General features: G+C 45.0%; 10 protein-coding genes. All 10 read left to right on the forward strand.

From position 1 onward, the window contains the following. Nucleotides 1–179 precede the first annotated feature (179 nt). The 10 genes from MKY14_RS06320 (at nucleotide 180) to MKY14_RS06365 (ending at nucleotide 15,697) form a co-directional block, all read left to right on the forward strand. Nucleotides 180–743 (forward strand): TetR/AcrR family transcriptional regulator, encoded by a 564-nt coding sequence (locus tag MKY14_RS06320; protein WP_076190325.1) that lies wholly within the window; start codon nucleotides 180–182, stop codon nucleotides 741–743. A 73-nt stretch (nucleotides 744–816) separates the two neighbouring features. After that, nucleotides 817–2,004: an MFS transporter gene (locus MKY14_RS06325; protein ID WP_254848961.1), complete on the forward strand. Its 1,188-nt coding sequence runs from the start codon at nucleotides 817–819 to the stop codon at nucleotides 2,002–2,004. 5 nt (nucleotides 2,005–2,009) lie between these two features. Further along, nucleotides 2,010–3,221 (forward strand): FAD-dependent monooxygenase, encoded by a 1,212-nt coding sequence (locus MKY14_RS06330; RefSeq protein WP_076190324.1) that lies wholly within the window; start codon nucleotides 2,010–2,012, stop codon nucleotides 3,219–3,221. A gap of 141 nt (nucleotides 3,222–3,362) precedes the next feature. Next, a complete protein-coding gene (locus tag MKY14_RS06335) occupies nucleotides 3,363–5,105 on the forward strand; it encodes a sensor histidine kinase (protein WP_076190323.1) in 1,743 nt (580 codons plus the stop codon). Then, entirely contained in the window at nucleotides 5,021–6,697 is a 1,677-nt protein-coding gene (locus MKY14_RS06340; protein ID WP_081387763.1) for a response regulator, read from the forward strand. The genes MKY14_RS06335 and MKY14_RS06340 overlap by 85 nt, the downstream gene beginning before the upstream one ends. Then, nucleotides 6,694–8,436: an extracellular solute-binding protein gene (locus MKY14_RS06345; protein WP_076190321.1), complete on the forward strand. Its 1,743-nt coding sequence runs from the start codon at nucleotides 6,694–6,696 to the stop codon at nucleotides 8,434–8,436. Before MKY14_RS06340 ends, MKY14_RS06345 begins: the two co-directional genes overlap by 4 nt. A gap of 227 nt (nucleotides 8,437–8,663) precedes the next feature. Continuing rightward, nucleotides 8,664–12,014: a glycoside hydrolase family 9 protein gene (locus MKY14_RS06350; RefSeq protein WP_076190320.1), complete on the forward strand. Its 3,351-nt coding sequence runs from the start codon at nucleotides 8,664–8,666 to the stop codon at nucleotides 12,012–12,014. A gap of 121 nt (nucleotides 12,015–12,135) precedes the next feature. Beyond that, complete coding sequence (locus tag MKY14_RS06355; protein ID WP_038574490.1) at nucleotides 12,136–13,095, forward strand: ABC transporter permease; 960 nt, start codon at nucleotides 12,136–12,138, stop codon at nucleotides 13,093–13,095. A gap of 13 nt (nucleotides 13,096–13,108) precedes the next feature. Then, nucleotides 13,109–14,044 carry a carbohydrate ABC transporter permease gene (locus tag MKY14_RS06360; protein WP_081383287.1) on the forward strand — a complete coding sequence of 312 codons (936 nt, stop codon included), beginning with the start codon at nucleotides 13,109–13,111 and terminating at the stop codon, nucleotides 14,042–14,044. A gap of 90 nt (nucleotides 14,045–14,134) precedes the next feature. Then, a complete protein-coding gene (locus tag MKY14_RS06365; protein ID WP_076303712.1) occupies nucleotides 14,135–15,697 on the forward strand; it encodes an ABC transporter substrate-binding protein in 1,563 nt (520 codons plus the stop codon). Nucleotides 15,698–15,783 lie beyond the last annotated feature (86 nt).

The raw sequence follows: 15,783 nt of genomic DNA on the forward strand, positions 1-15,783 counted from the left end.
GCGCAAGTTATGTTTCGTCATCTACCGCATGCCTAAATCCAGAAAATAATAATTTTCAAATTAACTATTTTAAATTTTATGAAAATGATATAAGATAGTGTAACAAATGAAACGATACGTATCGTACTATAATTACATCCTTTTAATAACTTAAATAACATCTAGGAGGTGAAATGAATATGAACGTGAAAAACAAAGAACCTCGAAGTAAAAAAGAGATTCTTACTGCAACACTTGAAATGTTAGAATCCAACAGTTATTCATCTTTAACGATTGAGGCGATTGCAGCACAAGCTGGAGTAGGCAAAACAACCATCTATAGATGGTGGGAAAATAAAGCGCGTCTTGTACTGGACGCTTTTCTAATGACCGTAGAATCAGAGTTTGAATTTGATAGTAATAAATCCATTCAGGATAACTTCAAACAACAGCTTGAAGCTTTAGCTCGTATCCTCAATAGCAAAATCGGGAAATCCACTTTAACTATAGTTACAGAGAGCGAAGAAATCGCGAAAGATTTTTACGTATTGTTTTTAATGACAAAAAGAAATGAAGCCAAACAATTACTCCAAGCAGCCATAGATATGGGAGAATTGAAACCAGCAATCAACCTGGATATAACTTTAGATCTGCTTTATGGTCCCATATACTTTCAAATTCTCATCTATAAACAAATTCCGGATGCGGATTACATAAACGATTTGTTGATCCATGTCTTGGAAGGCATCAATATTGCAAATTAATAGTAAACCGGGGGATATTTACTTTATGAATCAGACGATAGACGTTCAGAATTACAATAAGAACTATTCATTAATGACGATTATTTTATTTTGGTGTGGATTAGTTATTTTAACTAGCATGTATATTACAATTCCATTATCCGAAGTATTTTCACATGCCTTTCAGATTAGCTCGAGTGAGGCGGCTTGGATTGGGAGTTCATTTTCTCTTTGTTATGCTCTGGGCTGTCTTTTGTATGGACCTTTTTCAGACAGATATGGACGTAAAGTATTTTTAGTAGCCAGCATTATTGGGTTAACCGTAGTTACGCTTGCATTAGGATTTGTGGATAGTTTTTACGGGCTTATTATGCTCAGAGGAGTGCAAGGCCTAGTGGCTGCTGCTTTTGCACCTATTGCGCTAGTGTATGCAGGGGAGATGTTCCCGCCTCATAAAAGACTAACAGCCGTCGGATTTATAAGCTCAGGACTGTTAATGGCAGGTATAGTAGGCCAGGTTTTTAGTGGGATTGTTAACGAAGCTCTTGGCTGGCGTGCTATTTTCTTTATTTTGGGAATTGTGTATGGTATTACTTCAGTGATAGTAATGAGGTTCCTTCCTAAAGATGAAATGCTAAGACCGAAAGAAAATGTTCTGCGGAAGTTTAAACAAATGACAATTCTGCTAAAACAATCACAATTGCTTTTGGCTTTTGCGATAACCTTTATGCTTCTATTAACTTTAGTTGGCATGTACACCGTTTTGGGAAGTTATTTAAGCTCAGCTAAGTTTGGTCTTTCCTCACAGGATATCCTTTATATTCGTGCATTTGGAATCGCGGGGATGCTTTTATCACCCTTTTCCGGAAGAATTGCTCAAAAACTTGGAATGGCCGCTGTTCTAAGGGGAGGCTTAGCTTTAGCTGCAATTGGGTTGCTTGCTCTAGGTTTTAGTACGAACCTGCCACTTCTTGTCCTAATGAGCGTTGTATTTGTGGCTGGTATCGCGCTGGTAACTCCCGTTATCATCTCAATCGTCAGTCAATTAGGGGGAAATGCAAGAGGGTCTGCGATTTCATTCAATGCATTTATTCTATTCCTAGGCGCTAGCACAGGCCCGATATTAGCTTTGAAATTACTAAAAACAGAAAATTATTCGTTATCCTTTACTATATTAGGTTCTATTCTTTTATTAGGTTTTTTAATCTCTCTTTTTCTTAGATTATCGGCTAGGGTTCCAGTAGTGAAAAATGAACGGGCTGCTACTTTACCCACAGAGTGATAGGAATGAATAAAGAAACGGAGATTTGCATTGTTGGTGGTGGACCTTCTGGTCTCTTTCTAGGGCTGCTGTTAGCCAAAAACGGAATTAGAGTTACCGTACTGGAAAGTCAAACAAGCTTTAATCGCAAGTTCAGAGGAGAAGTTCTTCAACCTCGATTTGTAAGGCTCATGAAAGAGTTGAATCTGGAGCAGCGTCTTGAAAAGTATGAGCATATAAAATTATTTAATGCTGAAATATGGAATAATAAGAAATATATCACTCAAATTGATTATGAAAAAGAAATGCCGGAGGCACCTTACGCAATTAAAATAAAACAATCCGTCCTGTTAACTTTTCTTTATGATCTGGCAAAGGATTTTAGTAATTTCGAGCTCATTTTTAACGCAAAGGTCACTTCAACTATTAAAAGTGCAAATCGAACAGTCGGAGTAAACGCCTTAGTAGATGGACAAATGACTGCGATCCATGCTTCTTTAGTAGTCGGAGCGGATGGACGGATGTCGACGGTTAGGAAGACAAGCGATTTTTCTTTTAAGTATAAAAAAGAAGATTTTGATTTAATCTGGTGCAAAATATCGACTAATGAGTTCAAGCTAAATCAAAAACTCCTTTTCAGATTGTCTGATTTTAGTAACTTCATAGGGCTTCCTTATTCCTCTGATTGTGTGCAGATAGGTTTTACAATGAGGAAAGACCAATGGAATTCCATAAAAAGCAAAGGCATCGAACCATTAAAGCTTGAATTCATAAAGGCCTTTCCTGAGCTTAAAGAAGACATTGAAAAGATCATTGATTTCAAATCGTTTGTTTCTATCCAATCAGAGACTTTCATGGTGGACAATTGGCATAATAAGGGTTGTATTCTAATCGGTGATTCTGCACATTGTTCCTCACCACTCGGAGCTATCGGATTGTCCTTGGCTTTTGAAACAGCGCTGGTCGCTGCTGAACTTATTGTTGCATCAAAATTAGAGCCAAATCATGAATACAAGTGTTTAGATCGTTTGCAGCCCATTCGTAATCGGGAAATTCGTTTTGTGCATTTTGCTCAACAGTTGATAATCAGCATGGCCGTTAAATCCCCTAAAGGGGTTAAAAAATTCTCGCTAGCCTGCATGAAACTGATGGGAAATAGCAGGATCGCAAGATATTTAATGCGGAGATTCTTTTTGGGGAGTCCTAAAATAACGGTTGATAATGCCTTCAAATTTTAACGCAGCCTCATTCCTAAGTAGAGTTCATTGGGAATGAGGTTATTTTAATTTGCTGAAACGCAAAGAATTTGTATAGAAAACGCTTTCTATCCATTGTAAAATACAGGTTGAGGTGTAATTACAAAAAAGGATGGAAATCCCATGCGGATCAAATTTAATATTTTTCAGAAAATGTTAGTGTTGTTGCTGATTCTGCTAACTCCGGTCGTGGCGCTGTACTATTATTCTACCTCTAAGAGCATCAACGTCATACAGGAGGAGCTTATCAAAGCCAGCCTGAACCGGATGGAGCTCTTCGTGGCACAACTGGATGCCAGCATTGAGAAGTTCGACTTAGTCTCCGCACCTATGCTCGTTGACACGAACGTGCTGGAATACCTTTACAACCTCAATATGAGCGATTATTCCCTAATGAAGACAAGGCTGCTGATCCAAGAGAAGCTGTCGCTGGCCAGCGCATCGGGCAACTGGCGCAATGACGTGACCGTCTATTTCCCGCAACGAGACGATAGTATTTCTTCTTCCCCCTCCTATGAATATGACCTTAAAGAGTTTGATAGCCGATTTTCGCTAGGGTGGAGCTACAGCGAAGATTTGGAGATTGGCTCCGGTTTTACTCGAACTTATGTCACTACGGGTTACAAACCAGCCCGTCCGGACGATCTGGATGTTGCCGTTCGCATTAACCTCTACAAGTGGAGCTTTGAAAATTTGCTTGATACCTACAAATCTGGTCACTCTGACAACCCGTTTTTTTACAAAGAAGGACATGCCATCATCGCCAGCCGATCCGCAGATGGGTCCAAGATGGACCAAATTATCGCGGAATTAGGCGACAGGATCAATAGCCGGAATTCAAGTTTTTTAATTCATTCCTTCGACGGCAGGCCTTATCTGATTACCTATTATTATTCCAATATTCTTGAGTGGCATCTCGTCGATTCTGTTCCACTTAACCAGATTATCGGACCTATCAAGCAACAGAGGTTATTATTTGGAGCTTCTTCGATTATTTTGCTCCTATCCTGTATTACCGCCGCGTCTGCTTTGTACTGGAACGTACATCGACCTATCTTCCAACTTGTGCGTGCGGTGCAGAGGATTAAGGAAGGCGATTACGCGTACCGGCTACCGAAGAAATCAAACAATGAATTCACGTTCCTGATGCAGAACTTTAACGAGATGGCGACGCAGATCCAAGATCTCATCGAGAATGTCCTACAATCGCGTATCCTTGCGCGTGATGCCACGCTAAAACAGCTACAAGCCCAGATCCATCCTCATTTTCTGTACAATTGTTTGGGTTTCATCATTAATATGACCAAGATGGGAAAGAATCGGGCTGTTATAGACATGGCGTATCATTTGGCCGACTATTACCGGTATACGACGCGAATGGATAATCAAGGAGTCAGCCTGGGTGAAGAACTGGCGTTCGTGCGCATTCACCTCGAGATTCTTCGGCTTCGCAATGAGACGCTGTCCTACAGCATCGAACTGCCTGAAGAGTTGGCGGAGCTGCGAATTCCCCGGCTTCTTATCCAACCAATCGTGGAGAATGCGATCGTGCATGGACTTGAGAACGTCGAATATCCAGGCCGGGTTGAAATTAGAGTTTACGTCAATGAAGACCAATTGCACTTGGAAGTGGAGGATAACGGAAAAGGATTAAATAAAGAACGGATGGACCAACTGCAAATGGAGCTTCATATTCCGGCCAGCGAATATGCAGGCTGCGGTCTTTGGAACGTATATCAAAGACTGCAAGGCAACTTCGGTTCAGACGCTCAAATTGAGTTTTGCCCGTCCAGACTGGGTGGTCTAAACGTGAGGCTGATTTGGAGACAGGGGATGAAAGAAGAAACGAAGGAGGAAGAGCATTGAATAGCCTGCTTGTAGTTGATGACGAGAAACATTATGCGGACAGTCTGGCAGATACGATTCCATGGGCGACACTTGGTATCTCCCGCGTTTGGAAGGCATACAGCGCGAGCGAGGCACTTGCTCTGATAGACTCCTTCCCCATTGATATCCTTATGACGGATATCCGTATGCCGCGCATGAACGGCCTGGAACTGATCGAACAGGCCAGGCTTCGTATTCCAGGGCTGAAGTGCCTGCTGCTCACAGGTTATGCGGACTTCGATTACGCCCGAAAAGCGATTGAGCTGCAAGCGCTCGATTACCTGATGAAGCCCGCGAAGGACGAGCAGTTACTTACGGCAATGGGCCGGATCATTAAACAGCTTGAGCAGGAGCGATCAATCGAACAGGGCTTCCGTATCTACCGAGACAATAGTGCAGAACTGAAAGCAGGGTTGTTGCTCAAAGTACTCAGCGGAAATCTGAATGGCAAGGTTCTTGCAGAGAAGTTAAAGCTGTTTGACCTGCCTCTTCCGATACCAGGTCACGTCTCAATGTGCCTTGTCCGGTTGGGTTCCCCTTTCGACGGACAAGATCTCTATTCGCAGTCACTGATCAGGTTCGCGGTAACAAACATGCTGGAAGAATTGCTGATGGACCGCTATGACTGCTGGTCGGCAGCGGATGATGAAGGAAACCTGCTCGCTCTGGTATACGACCTATCAGGAGCACCACCTGATCCGGAATGGGTGCTTGAGCGGATAGAGCGATTAAAGCAAGAAGTACAGCGTTTGCTTAAAGGTGAAATTTCTGTAGGGGAAACCGACTGTCTATTCCCGGAAGAACTGCAAGCTAGTTATATGACAGCTAAATCACGATTGGATAGTGACAGTTTTTCGGGTGGACAGGTGCCAGAGCGGAATGAAGAGGAAGCGCGTCTTATGCGCAAGCTCTATGAAACGCCTCTGCTGACACATCTTTTGGAAACGGAGCAATGGGAAGCGGCGGAAGCTAAGATCCGAGCGTTCGTGTCACCGCTTATGCATACGGGTTCACCTTACCTCATGCGCGACGTCTTTTTCTTTCTCTCCAATGCCTTCCAGTATATCGCGAATCGCAGTGGCAGGACGCTGGCCCAAATGCTCACTCCTGAGCAATCGGCTTTCGTTAAAGGAAAAGCAATGCTGCACGCGTCGCAGCTGGAAAGCTGGGCGCTCGACTTACTACGCACACTTCGCGATAAGCTAGGGGAGGAGACCGAGGACCACAGCCAGGTGATCGTCCGGAAGACGCAACTCTACATCCAGAAGGAGCTGGACAAGGACTTGTCACTTACTTTGCTGGCCAAACGCGTCTTCGTACATCCTAACCATCTGTCAAAAATCTTTAAGCAGTGCACAGGCACTACCGTATCCCAATATATTTACGAGCAGCGTATGCTCAAAGCCTGCGAGATGCTCAAGCATACAAATAATAAAATCTACCATATTGGTGAAAGCATTGGCTATCCCAATACTAACTGGTTTATTCGGAAATTCCGTGACTATTATCAGGTGACGCCCCAGGAATTCAGGGACAGATACCGATCGGGAATGGAGGGATTGGGCCGGTGAAGAAGCAAAAAAGAAAGGCCATCTTTCTATGGGCAGTTCTGAGCGGAGTGCTGCTAGTTTCCGGCTGTTTAAGTAGCACAGGGAAAACGGCACAGAACAGTATATCCAATGGGGAAAAGAAGCCGGTATGGGACTTTAAATACGATCCGCCTATAACGATCACAACAGGAATCGTAGACGAGAATCGGCCTAACGCATTCAAGCCAGATGAAAGCCTTACAGACAACGTGCATACCCGCTGGATGGAAGATAATCTGGGAATCGTCACGAAGTTTGATTGGATTGTCAGCAAGTTCGAAGATGCAGATACCAAAATTCGGCTCGCGCTGGCTGTGAATGGCAAGCTGCCGGACACCCTTAGCGCTGAAGGAGACATCCTGAAGTATCTGCTCAAAGCCGACAAGTTGCTTCCGCTGGATGATGCCATCGAGAAGTATGCTCATCCTAAGCTAAAAGAAGCGCTGGAGAAGTACGCTTATACCATGGCAGAAGTGACCAAAGACGGCAAGATATATGGACTTCCCCGTTTTAGTGCAGGAGATGAGGGAACGGTCATGTGGATCCGTAAGGATTGGCTTGAGAAACTGTCGCTGAACCCGCCTACGACGATAAGTGAGTTGGAGAACGTGCTGAAGGCATTTTCTGAACAAGATCCTAATGGGAATGGCGAAGATGACGAAGTTGGTCTATCGGTTCCGCTGAAGGAAGGTCCCTGGAGCTGGATGGGGCAGACAGATGCGATTTCCGGAGCTTTTTCAAGGCAGATGATTAGCACGTCTGACATCAAACTGTTCTGGAATGAAGACGAGAAGGGCAGCTTGATCTTTGGCGCCGTACACCCGGATGCTAAGAAATACCTGGAAACGATGGCATCCTGGATGGCGAAGGGCTATATGGACAGGGATGCAGGCATGCAGGACCCGAGCCAAGCGTCCGAACTGGCGGTTAACGGAATGGCCGGTGTCATGTTCGGCCCGTTTTGGATGGGAGCCTGGCCGCTCGGCGATACAGTGAAGGTCGATCCCGAAGCGGCTTGGCAGGCTTACCCCCTTCCTGCCGGACCAGATGGGTTAAAGGGCAAGGCACAAAAGCCGTTGTACGGTATCTACACGGTGTTCAGCAAGGATTTCACGAATATGGAAGCCTGGTTCGCTTATTATAACAAGTTGCTTGCCAAAAATTTCGGCCCGGATGACCCGTACTTCGATCCCCGATTCGCACAAGGGTTTCACGAAGGTTACGATTATGTGATCATGAACGACAAGGTCATTACTGTCAATTTCGCCACTGAAGGCGTGCCGAATGATAAGTGGCCGCTTGCGGACGGGTCTTCAATGGATATGCGCTGGATGCTCTATCCGCTGACAGGTGGCGCTCCAGCCTTGCCTTATATGAATGCGGATGCAATCAGAAAATTATCTGAAAATTCGGAAGCCATAGTGACGACGCCGATCGAACAAGCCATTAAAGGTTTGAATTCGGCTCAGCTTACGGCGGCTGGGGTGGCGATTGCCGAGCAGGGACTCGAAATCCCAAACCGATACCACGGACCTTTAACGGACGGGATGGAGAAACACGGAGTGTTCCTGCAGAAACTCGCAACGGAGAGTTATCTGAGCATCATTTATGGCGAGAAGCCGATCTCCTACTTTGATGAGTTCGTAGCCCAATTTTACAAGAATGGCGGCGACGTAATCACGAGAGAAGTAAATAATTGGTACATGGAAAACAAGCCATAATATTGTGGCTTGTTTTCTTCTATGTTCCTTTATTTCTTCTATATAACAGGATTAACTTCGTGAATTAAAATGATTTTATTAGAAAGCGTTTTCAAAAAAAGAGGTGATGGTATACGAAGTTAATCATAGAGTAACTCTCACTAACTAAGTGTAAACTTTCGAACTGATTTTTGTATGAAGCGGAGCGAAGCAGTTTATGCTCACAAAACTTTTTAGGAGGAGAGGTAATGAGGAAAAAAGTAAGCGTGTTTCTGGCATTAACTATGTTTGTGGCTATCTTTTTTTCAAATCCGATCAAGACTAATGCGGCAACCCCCGAAGCGCCTGCAGGGTGGAGAGACTTACTAGATTACCAAATATTCAGTAATATATCCGACGGTTGGGCAGGAGATAGCGGGTTTGGATTGGAGACGGAGAACAGCAAGCTTCCCATTGATTCTACAGCAATGTACAATGGATTGCCTTCATTATTGTTGAATGCGAAGACGCCTACCAGTCCTTCCTGGTACAACGCTTTAATTACGGTTGCCGGCTGGAAAGCATATGACTTTACCTCTTATCATCCAAATGGATTCCTTGAGTTTAATATCAAAGGAAATGCGGGCGGAGAGTCCTTTTTACTGGGCTTCAAAGACCGGGTATTCGAAAGAGCTGCCGGCAATGAAATTACCACTACAGTAAACATTAACAACTACGTCAACATTACTACAAGTTGGACCCATGTGAAGATCCCGTTAAAGGATCTAATTCAGGTCTCCCAAGGAATTGATGTATCTTCCATAGATGCATTATCCATCAAGAATAATGGTTTTCAACCTTTAAAAGTGTGGCTTAATGACATTAGGGTTACGTCTCCCGATAAGGAGAAAGAGTACGCCCCCATCAAGGTCAATCAATTAGGGTATCCCGTAGATGGAGTAAAGCAAGCGCTTGTAACCGGTTTTGAGGATGTGCTCACGGTCGATGCAGGTACTACGTTTAACATTATTAACGCCACAAATAATTCGACAGCTTACTCCGGAACGCTTGTACTCACCAAAAATTATGATGCTATCGATAGCGGGGAGCGTATTTTTACCGCCGATTTCACAAATTTAACGATTCCGGGAAAATATTATGTTTCAGTGCAGGGTCTTCAGAATTCGCCCAAGTTCACTATCGGCGAAGCTAACGAAATCTATGAACCCTTTTTAAATGACGTAACAAGATACTTCTATTACCAGAGAACCGGGATTAATATTACCAGCCCATACACTCAAAATTATCAAAGAACAGATTTTACCCCTGACACCGCAGTGCCTTTAATGTCTAACCCTTCCATCAAAAAAGATGTTTCCAAGGGATGGTACGATGCGGGTGATAAAGGCAAGTACGTTAACGCAGGAGCCAAAGCCTTGTCGGATCTCTTCTGGGCCTATGAAATGATGCCGGAGAAATTTACAGACAATCAATTTAATATTCCTGAGAGCGGAAACGGCATTCCCGACATCCTGGATGAGGCAAGGTGGGAACTGGAATGGATGCTCAAAATGCAGGATGCTGCAACTGGCGGTTTCTATGCTCGAGTGACCTTTCAGGATGATGACAATATGGTAGACAGAGAAATTATCGATAAGGATACGGTAAGCTCGCGGACTGATATCAAAACGACCGCCGATACAGCTACCGCAGCCGGTGTATTGGCACATGCCTACTTAATTTATCAGAATATTGATCCGGCTTTTGCCCAAAGTTGCTTGGATGCGGCAATAGACGCATGGGGGTACCTGGAAGCACATCCGGAAAATATTCGGACGCCTAACACGGGCAGATGGCCTTACGATGTGACGGATGACGCTTCGAATCGTCTGTGGGCTGCAGGCTCCCTGTACCGATCGACCGGCGATGCCGAATACAATGATTATTTCCTGGCGAATTACACCGATATGGGAATATTTTTTGAGGATACCCTTGATTTCGCCAGTGGTTGGGCAAACACCTGGAATACAGGCTTCTTCAGTTATCTGAAAGCCGCTAATCCGGACTCCGGAGTCTTAAGCTGGTATTCGGATAAATTCCAGCAATGGTTCAATGACAAAGTGAGCAGATATAACGATAGCCCTTGGAAAAGCATCATAAAAGATGGTAACTACTATTGGGGAATCACCATGCAGGTTGCGGACACACCGATGGAAATGATCATCGGTACGAAGTTACTGGGAACTTTTGAGAGCAACCGCGCTATCATTAATGAGATTAACAATAGTCAGTTAGACTGGATTCTTGGCCAGAACCCGGTGGGCGTATCTTTTGTATCAGGTTACGGCGATAACAGCGTGAAATATCCGTTCAGCATCATGTATAGAACAGATGGATTACCTGGTGTACCTAAGGGATATCTTGTCGGAGGACCGAATAAATACTCCAACGACATAACCGTAGGAAACCAGATATCAAGATTTGCAGCCAAAAACTATACCGATAACTTCCAAGAATGGACTACAAATGAACATACCGTTTATTGGAATTCAGGGTTGGTATTCATTGCCGCATTCGCAACCGGAAATAGCAGTAACTCGACCATTAGTCCAACGACTGCTGCCTTTGATAAGAAAACAGCAAATCAAGCTGATATTCCGGTGACTCTAACGTTGAACGGCAACACGCTCACCGACATTAAGAACGGTACGACATCTCTCGTTGTGGACACGGACTATACCGTTTCGGGCAACACGGTCACTCTACACAAGAGCTATCTCGCGCAGCAGCCAATCGGCAAGGCGAACCTCACTTTCCTGTTTAACGCCGGTTCATCTGCTACGCTATCCGTTGCTGTGAACGATTCGTCGGTTATTAACTCGGCGATCAGTCCGATGACCGCTGCCTTTGACAAGCAAACCGCGAATCAGACCGACATTCCGGTGACCTTGACGCTGAACGATAACACACTCATCGGCATTAATAATGGCACGACTGCCCTAGTTGCTGGTACGGACTACACCGTATCAGGCACGACAGTGACGATTCAGAAGGCATATCTGGCTGCCCAACCGGTGGGAACAACGACGCTGACGTTCAACTTTAGCGCAGGAGCAAGTGCGAATCTTGAGGTCTCCGTGGTCGATACCCCCACTGCCGAAAGTGGTTCTATCAAAGTGCAGCAGTACAATTCTCCTGTTACGGCAACGAGCAATTCGTTGAGCCCTCGGATAAAGCTGAAGAACACCGGTACCACGGCCATCAATCTGTCCGACGTGAAGCTTCATTATTATTACACGATCGATGGGGAGAAGGACCAGAATTTCTGGTGCGATTGGTCCACTGTCGGCAGTAGCAACGTAACTGGCGCCTTCGTCAAGTTGCCGGCTCCTTTGACAGGAGCTGATCATTATCTGGAAATCGGCTTTACGAGCGGAGCCGGAAGTTTAGCAGCTGGAGCCAGCATTGAGCTTCAGATCCGCATGAACAAGACCGATTGGACGAACTATACGCAGACGGGAGATTACTCCTTCGATCCGACCGATTCGACTTACACCGATTGGAGCCATACAACTGGCTATATCGCAGGCGCTCTTCAGTGGGGAACAGAACCTCAATAAGTAACGTCACAATTGACGTTACGGCTCAATAGTGAAAACCTGAACTCCCCATTACCGCCTAAACAACGGTGTGGGGAGTGTGTAAGACAGTGAAAGGAGTGCAACAACTCTATTGAAAGCTATGCCGCTTCCTACAAATAGGAAACCAATACGTACTGTACGTAATTTTTCCATCGTGAAGAATCTTCGTACTTACTGGATGTTCTACGCAATGATGCTGCCGGGAATCGTTCTGCTTGTAATAAATAACTACATCCCTTTGTTCGGGATCGTTATTGCTTTTAAAACAATCAATTACCAGGACGGAATCCTGGGAAGCCCATGGACAGGGATGAAGAATTTCGAATATCTGTTTGCCTCGAAGGATTCGTACATCATCATTCGCAACACATTGCTTTATAATTCGCTGTTTATTGTATTGAACATGGCGCTTCCTCTAGGGTTCGCCTTGATGCTTAACGAGATGAAGAACCGCTTCCTCTCGAAGCTACACCAAACGATCATGTTCCTGCCATACTTCCTGTCGATGATCGTCATCTCGTACTTAGTGTATGGGTTCATGAGCGACGAGCGAGGATACTTCAACGGCACGTTGCTGCCGGCGCTTGGTCTTGATTCCGTACGCTGGTACTTCACGAAAGAAGTGTGGCCGATCGTTTTGCCGATCATTAACACGTGGAAAAACATGGGGTACTACACGGTTGTGTACATGGCAGCAATCATTGGTATCGACGAGGAGTACTACGAAGCCGCGACAATTGATGGGGCAAACAAGTGGCAGCAGATCAAGAAAATCACGATTCCCTTGATCATGCCTGTCCTCACGATTATGACTTTGCTGCAGGTTGGCCGGATCTTCAATGCCGACTTTGGTCTATTCTTCCAAGTGCCACGTGAATCGGGGGCATTGTTCCCTGTGACAAACGTTATCGATACCTATGTCTACCGCACCTTCCTGACCGTTGGGGATATCGGACTTTCCTCAGCAGCAGGCCTGTTCCAATCAGTCGTTGGTTTCATCTTGGTTTTTGTATCTAATTGGGTCGTTCGCCGCTTTAACCGCGAGAACGCGCTGTTCTAAGAGAGGAGCCCTTATGACCAATACAATGAGTAAATCCTTATCTGGGTCCAATCCAAAGAATCAGCTGTCGGGATGGGCGTCAACCCTCATCAACATCTTCTTTGTCATCTATTCGGCGCTCTGTATCCTACCGCTTTTGCTGATTCTTTCGGTATCGTTCTCCGATGAGCAGTCCGTTATGACACACGGATATCGATTTATGCCCGAAAATTTCAATCTGGCGGCCTATCGATTCCTAATGAAAGATATCAGTCAAATCGTTCATTCCTATGGAATCTCACTAACCGTCACGGTGATAGGTACGATACTAAGTGTCATCATAATAGCTCTGTATGCGTACCCCATTTCACGGAATAATTTTCCGCAGGCTAAGTATTTTACATTTTTTGTTTTTCTAACGATGCTGATTTCCGGCGGCTTAGTCCCTTGGTATTTGGTATATGTACAGATGCTGGAATTAAAAGATACACTTTGGGCACTGATCATGCCGCTGATCATGTCCGCATTCTGGGTACTGATCATGCGCACTTTCTTTAAGGAGACCGTACCTGAAGCTGTGCTGGAGTCAGCAAAAATAGATGGGGCAGGGGAGCTACGGATATTTATCCGAATTGTATTGCCATTATCTCTGCCGGTTCTGGCAACCGTTGCACTGTTCCAAACACTGACATACTGGAACGACTGGTTCCTAAGCCTAATGTTTATTACAGACAACCACAATATATCCGTGCAGTACTTTCTTTACAAGATGATGGTCAACATCCAGTACTTATCCAGTAACCCGAACGCGATGGCTGAAATTACCCGAGCTGGCGGAATGATCAACTTCCCGAGTGAAACGGTGCGTATGGCGATGGTGGTTGTAGGTGTTGGACCTATTGTATTTGCTTACCCGTTCTTCCAGAAATACTTTATCAGAGGCCTGACAGTAGGCTCCGTTAAAGGCTAAGATTGCCGATCACTTACGTGGGCACGGAAACGGCTAAAACCAGTATATGGTTTAGCATATCATTCTATTTTATGGGGGGATTACTTGAAAATGAAGGATACGAAAAGCAAGGTTTCACTGCTTCTTACACTGATGCTTATTTCAGCATTAGCCACTACGGCTTGCGGCAATTCAAACAACTCGAACAACGCTACACCGGATAATGCCGGAAAAGAAGGCGCCACACCGAGCTCATCAGCGAACTCAACCACCGATAACACATCCAATGAGCCCTCGAAGCTGGAGCCCTATAAACTAAAGCTGGTCTACGAAGGAGCTCCACAGGCGGACGAGGCTATCGTCGAGGAAGCGCTGAACAAGATCTTGACCGAAAAAATAAACGCGACGGTAGATATCGCACCAATCGATTGGGGAGCATGGGATGATAAGACTAACCTCATCATCGCTTCTCGAGAGCCCGTAGACATTCTATTTACAGCCTCATGGAACGGGTATGCAAAGAACGTTGCCAAAGGTGCTTACTTAGATCTCGGTCCCTTGCTCGATCAGTATGGCCAGGGCATTAAGGATAGCTTGGATCCAGCTTTTCTCGATGGCTCCAAAATCGGCGGCAAAAATTATGCAGTCCCTACTAATAAAGAATTGGCATCGTCAGGGGGCATTGTGTACCGGAAGGACATTGCCGATGAACTCGGCATCGACATGAGTAAAGTGCAAAAAATCGAAGATTTAGATGCTGTTTATAAGATCGTTAAAGAGAAGAAGCCAACCATGTATCCGCTGTATACAACGGGTGGCACGTTCGCCTCTCACTCCTTTGTGGAATTGGATTTTTTAGGTGATACGACGATACCTGGCGCTATCGATAAGAATGGCACGGAAGCGACAGTCAAACCGGCCGAAGAGTATCCCCAATACTTAAATGCATTAAAAGTAACCCGTGATTTCTTCCAGAAGGGGTATCTTAACAAAGATGCGGCCACTTCCCAAACGTCATCCCTTGATGCTTATAAGACTGGCAACGTATTCTCCACTGTAGAGCCTCTCAAGCCAGGCAAAGCAGAGGAAATCGCATCCGCGACAGGACTTGATGGCAAGCTTGCCCAAATTACTTTAACAGGTAAAACGGTCGCCACATCGGAGACTACCGGCGCCATGTTAGCCATCTCATCAACGTCTAAGAATCCGGAACGCGCCATGATGCTGATTAACCTGCTTCATACAGATCAAGAGATTATTAATCTGCTTAACTTCGGTATTGAAGGTACACACTTTACACTTAATGGTAATGTTATGACGCAGACGGAGAAGTCAGGACAGTACGCACCGGGCGTCGCTTGGGAGCTGGGAAATCAATTCCTGAACTATGTCTGGAGTTCGGAAGCTCCAGACAAGTGGGAGCAGTTCAAAAAGTTCAACGAAGGCGCTAAATCATCGCCGGCACTGGGCTTCACCTTTGACAGCGAGCCAGTCAAATCCGAAGTCGGAGCACTAGCAAACGTTCTAAGAGAATATCAAAAGATGCTTGAGACCGGCTCGGTTGATCTGGACAAAGAATTGCCGAAATTTATCGCCGCCCAAAAATCGGCTGGCCTAGATAAAGTCATTGCTGAAAAGCAAAAACAGCTTGATGAATTCCTTGCCAGTAGATGATATGTGTTCATAGCAAATAAAGGACCTACTCATTGTTCTGGATAAGAACAATGAGTAGGTCCTTTTGACTTTCGTTATTTAATTCA

This window comes from Paenibacillus sp. FSL R5-0887 (assembly GCF_038002305.1).
Lineage (GTDB): Bacteria > Bacillota > Bacilli > Paenibacillales > Paenibacillaceae > Paenibacillus_AQ > Paenibacillus_AQ odorifer.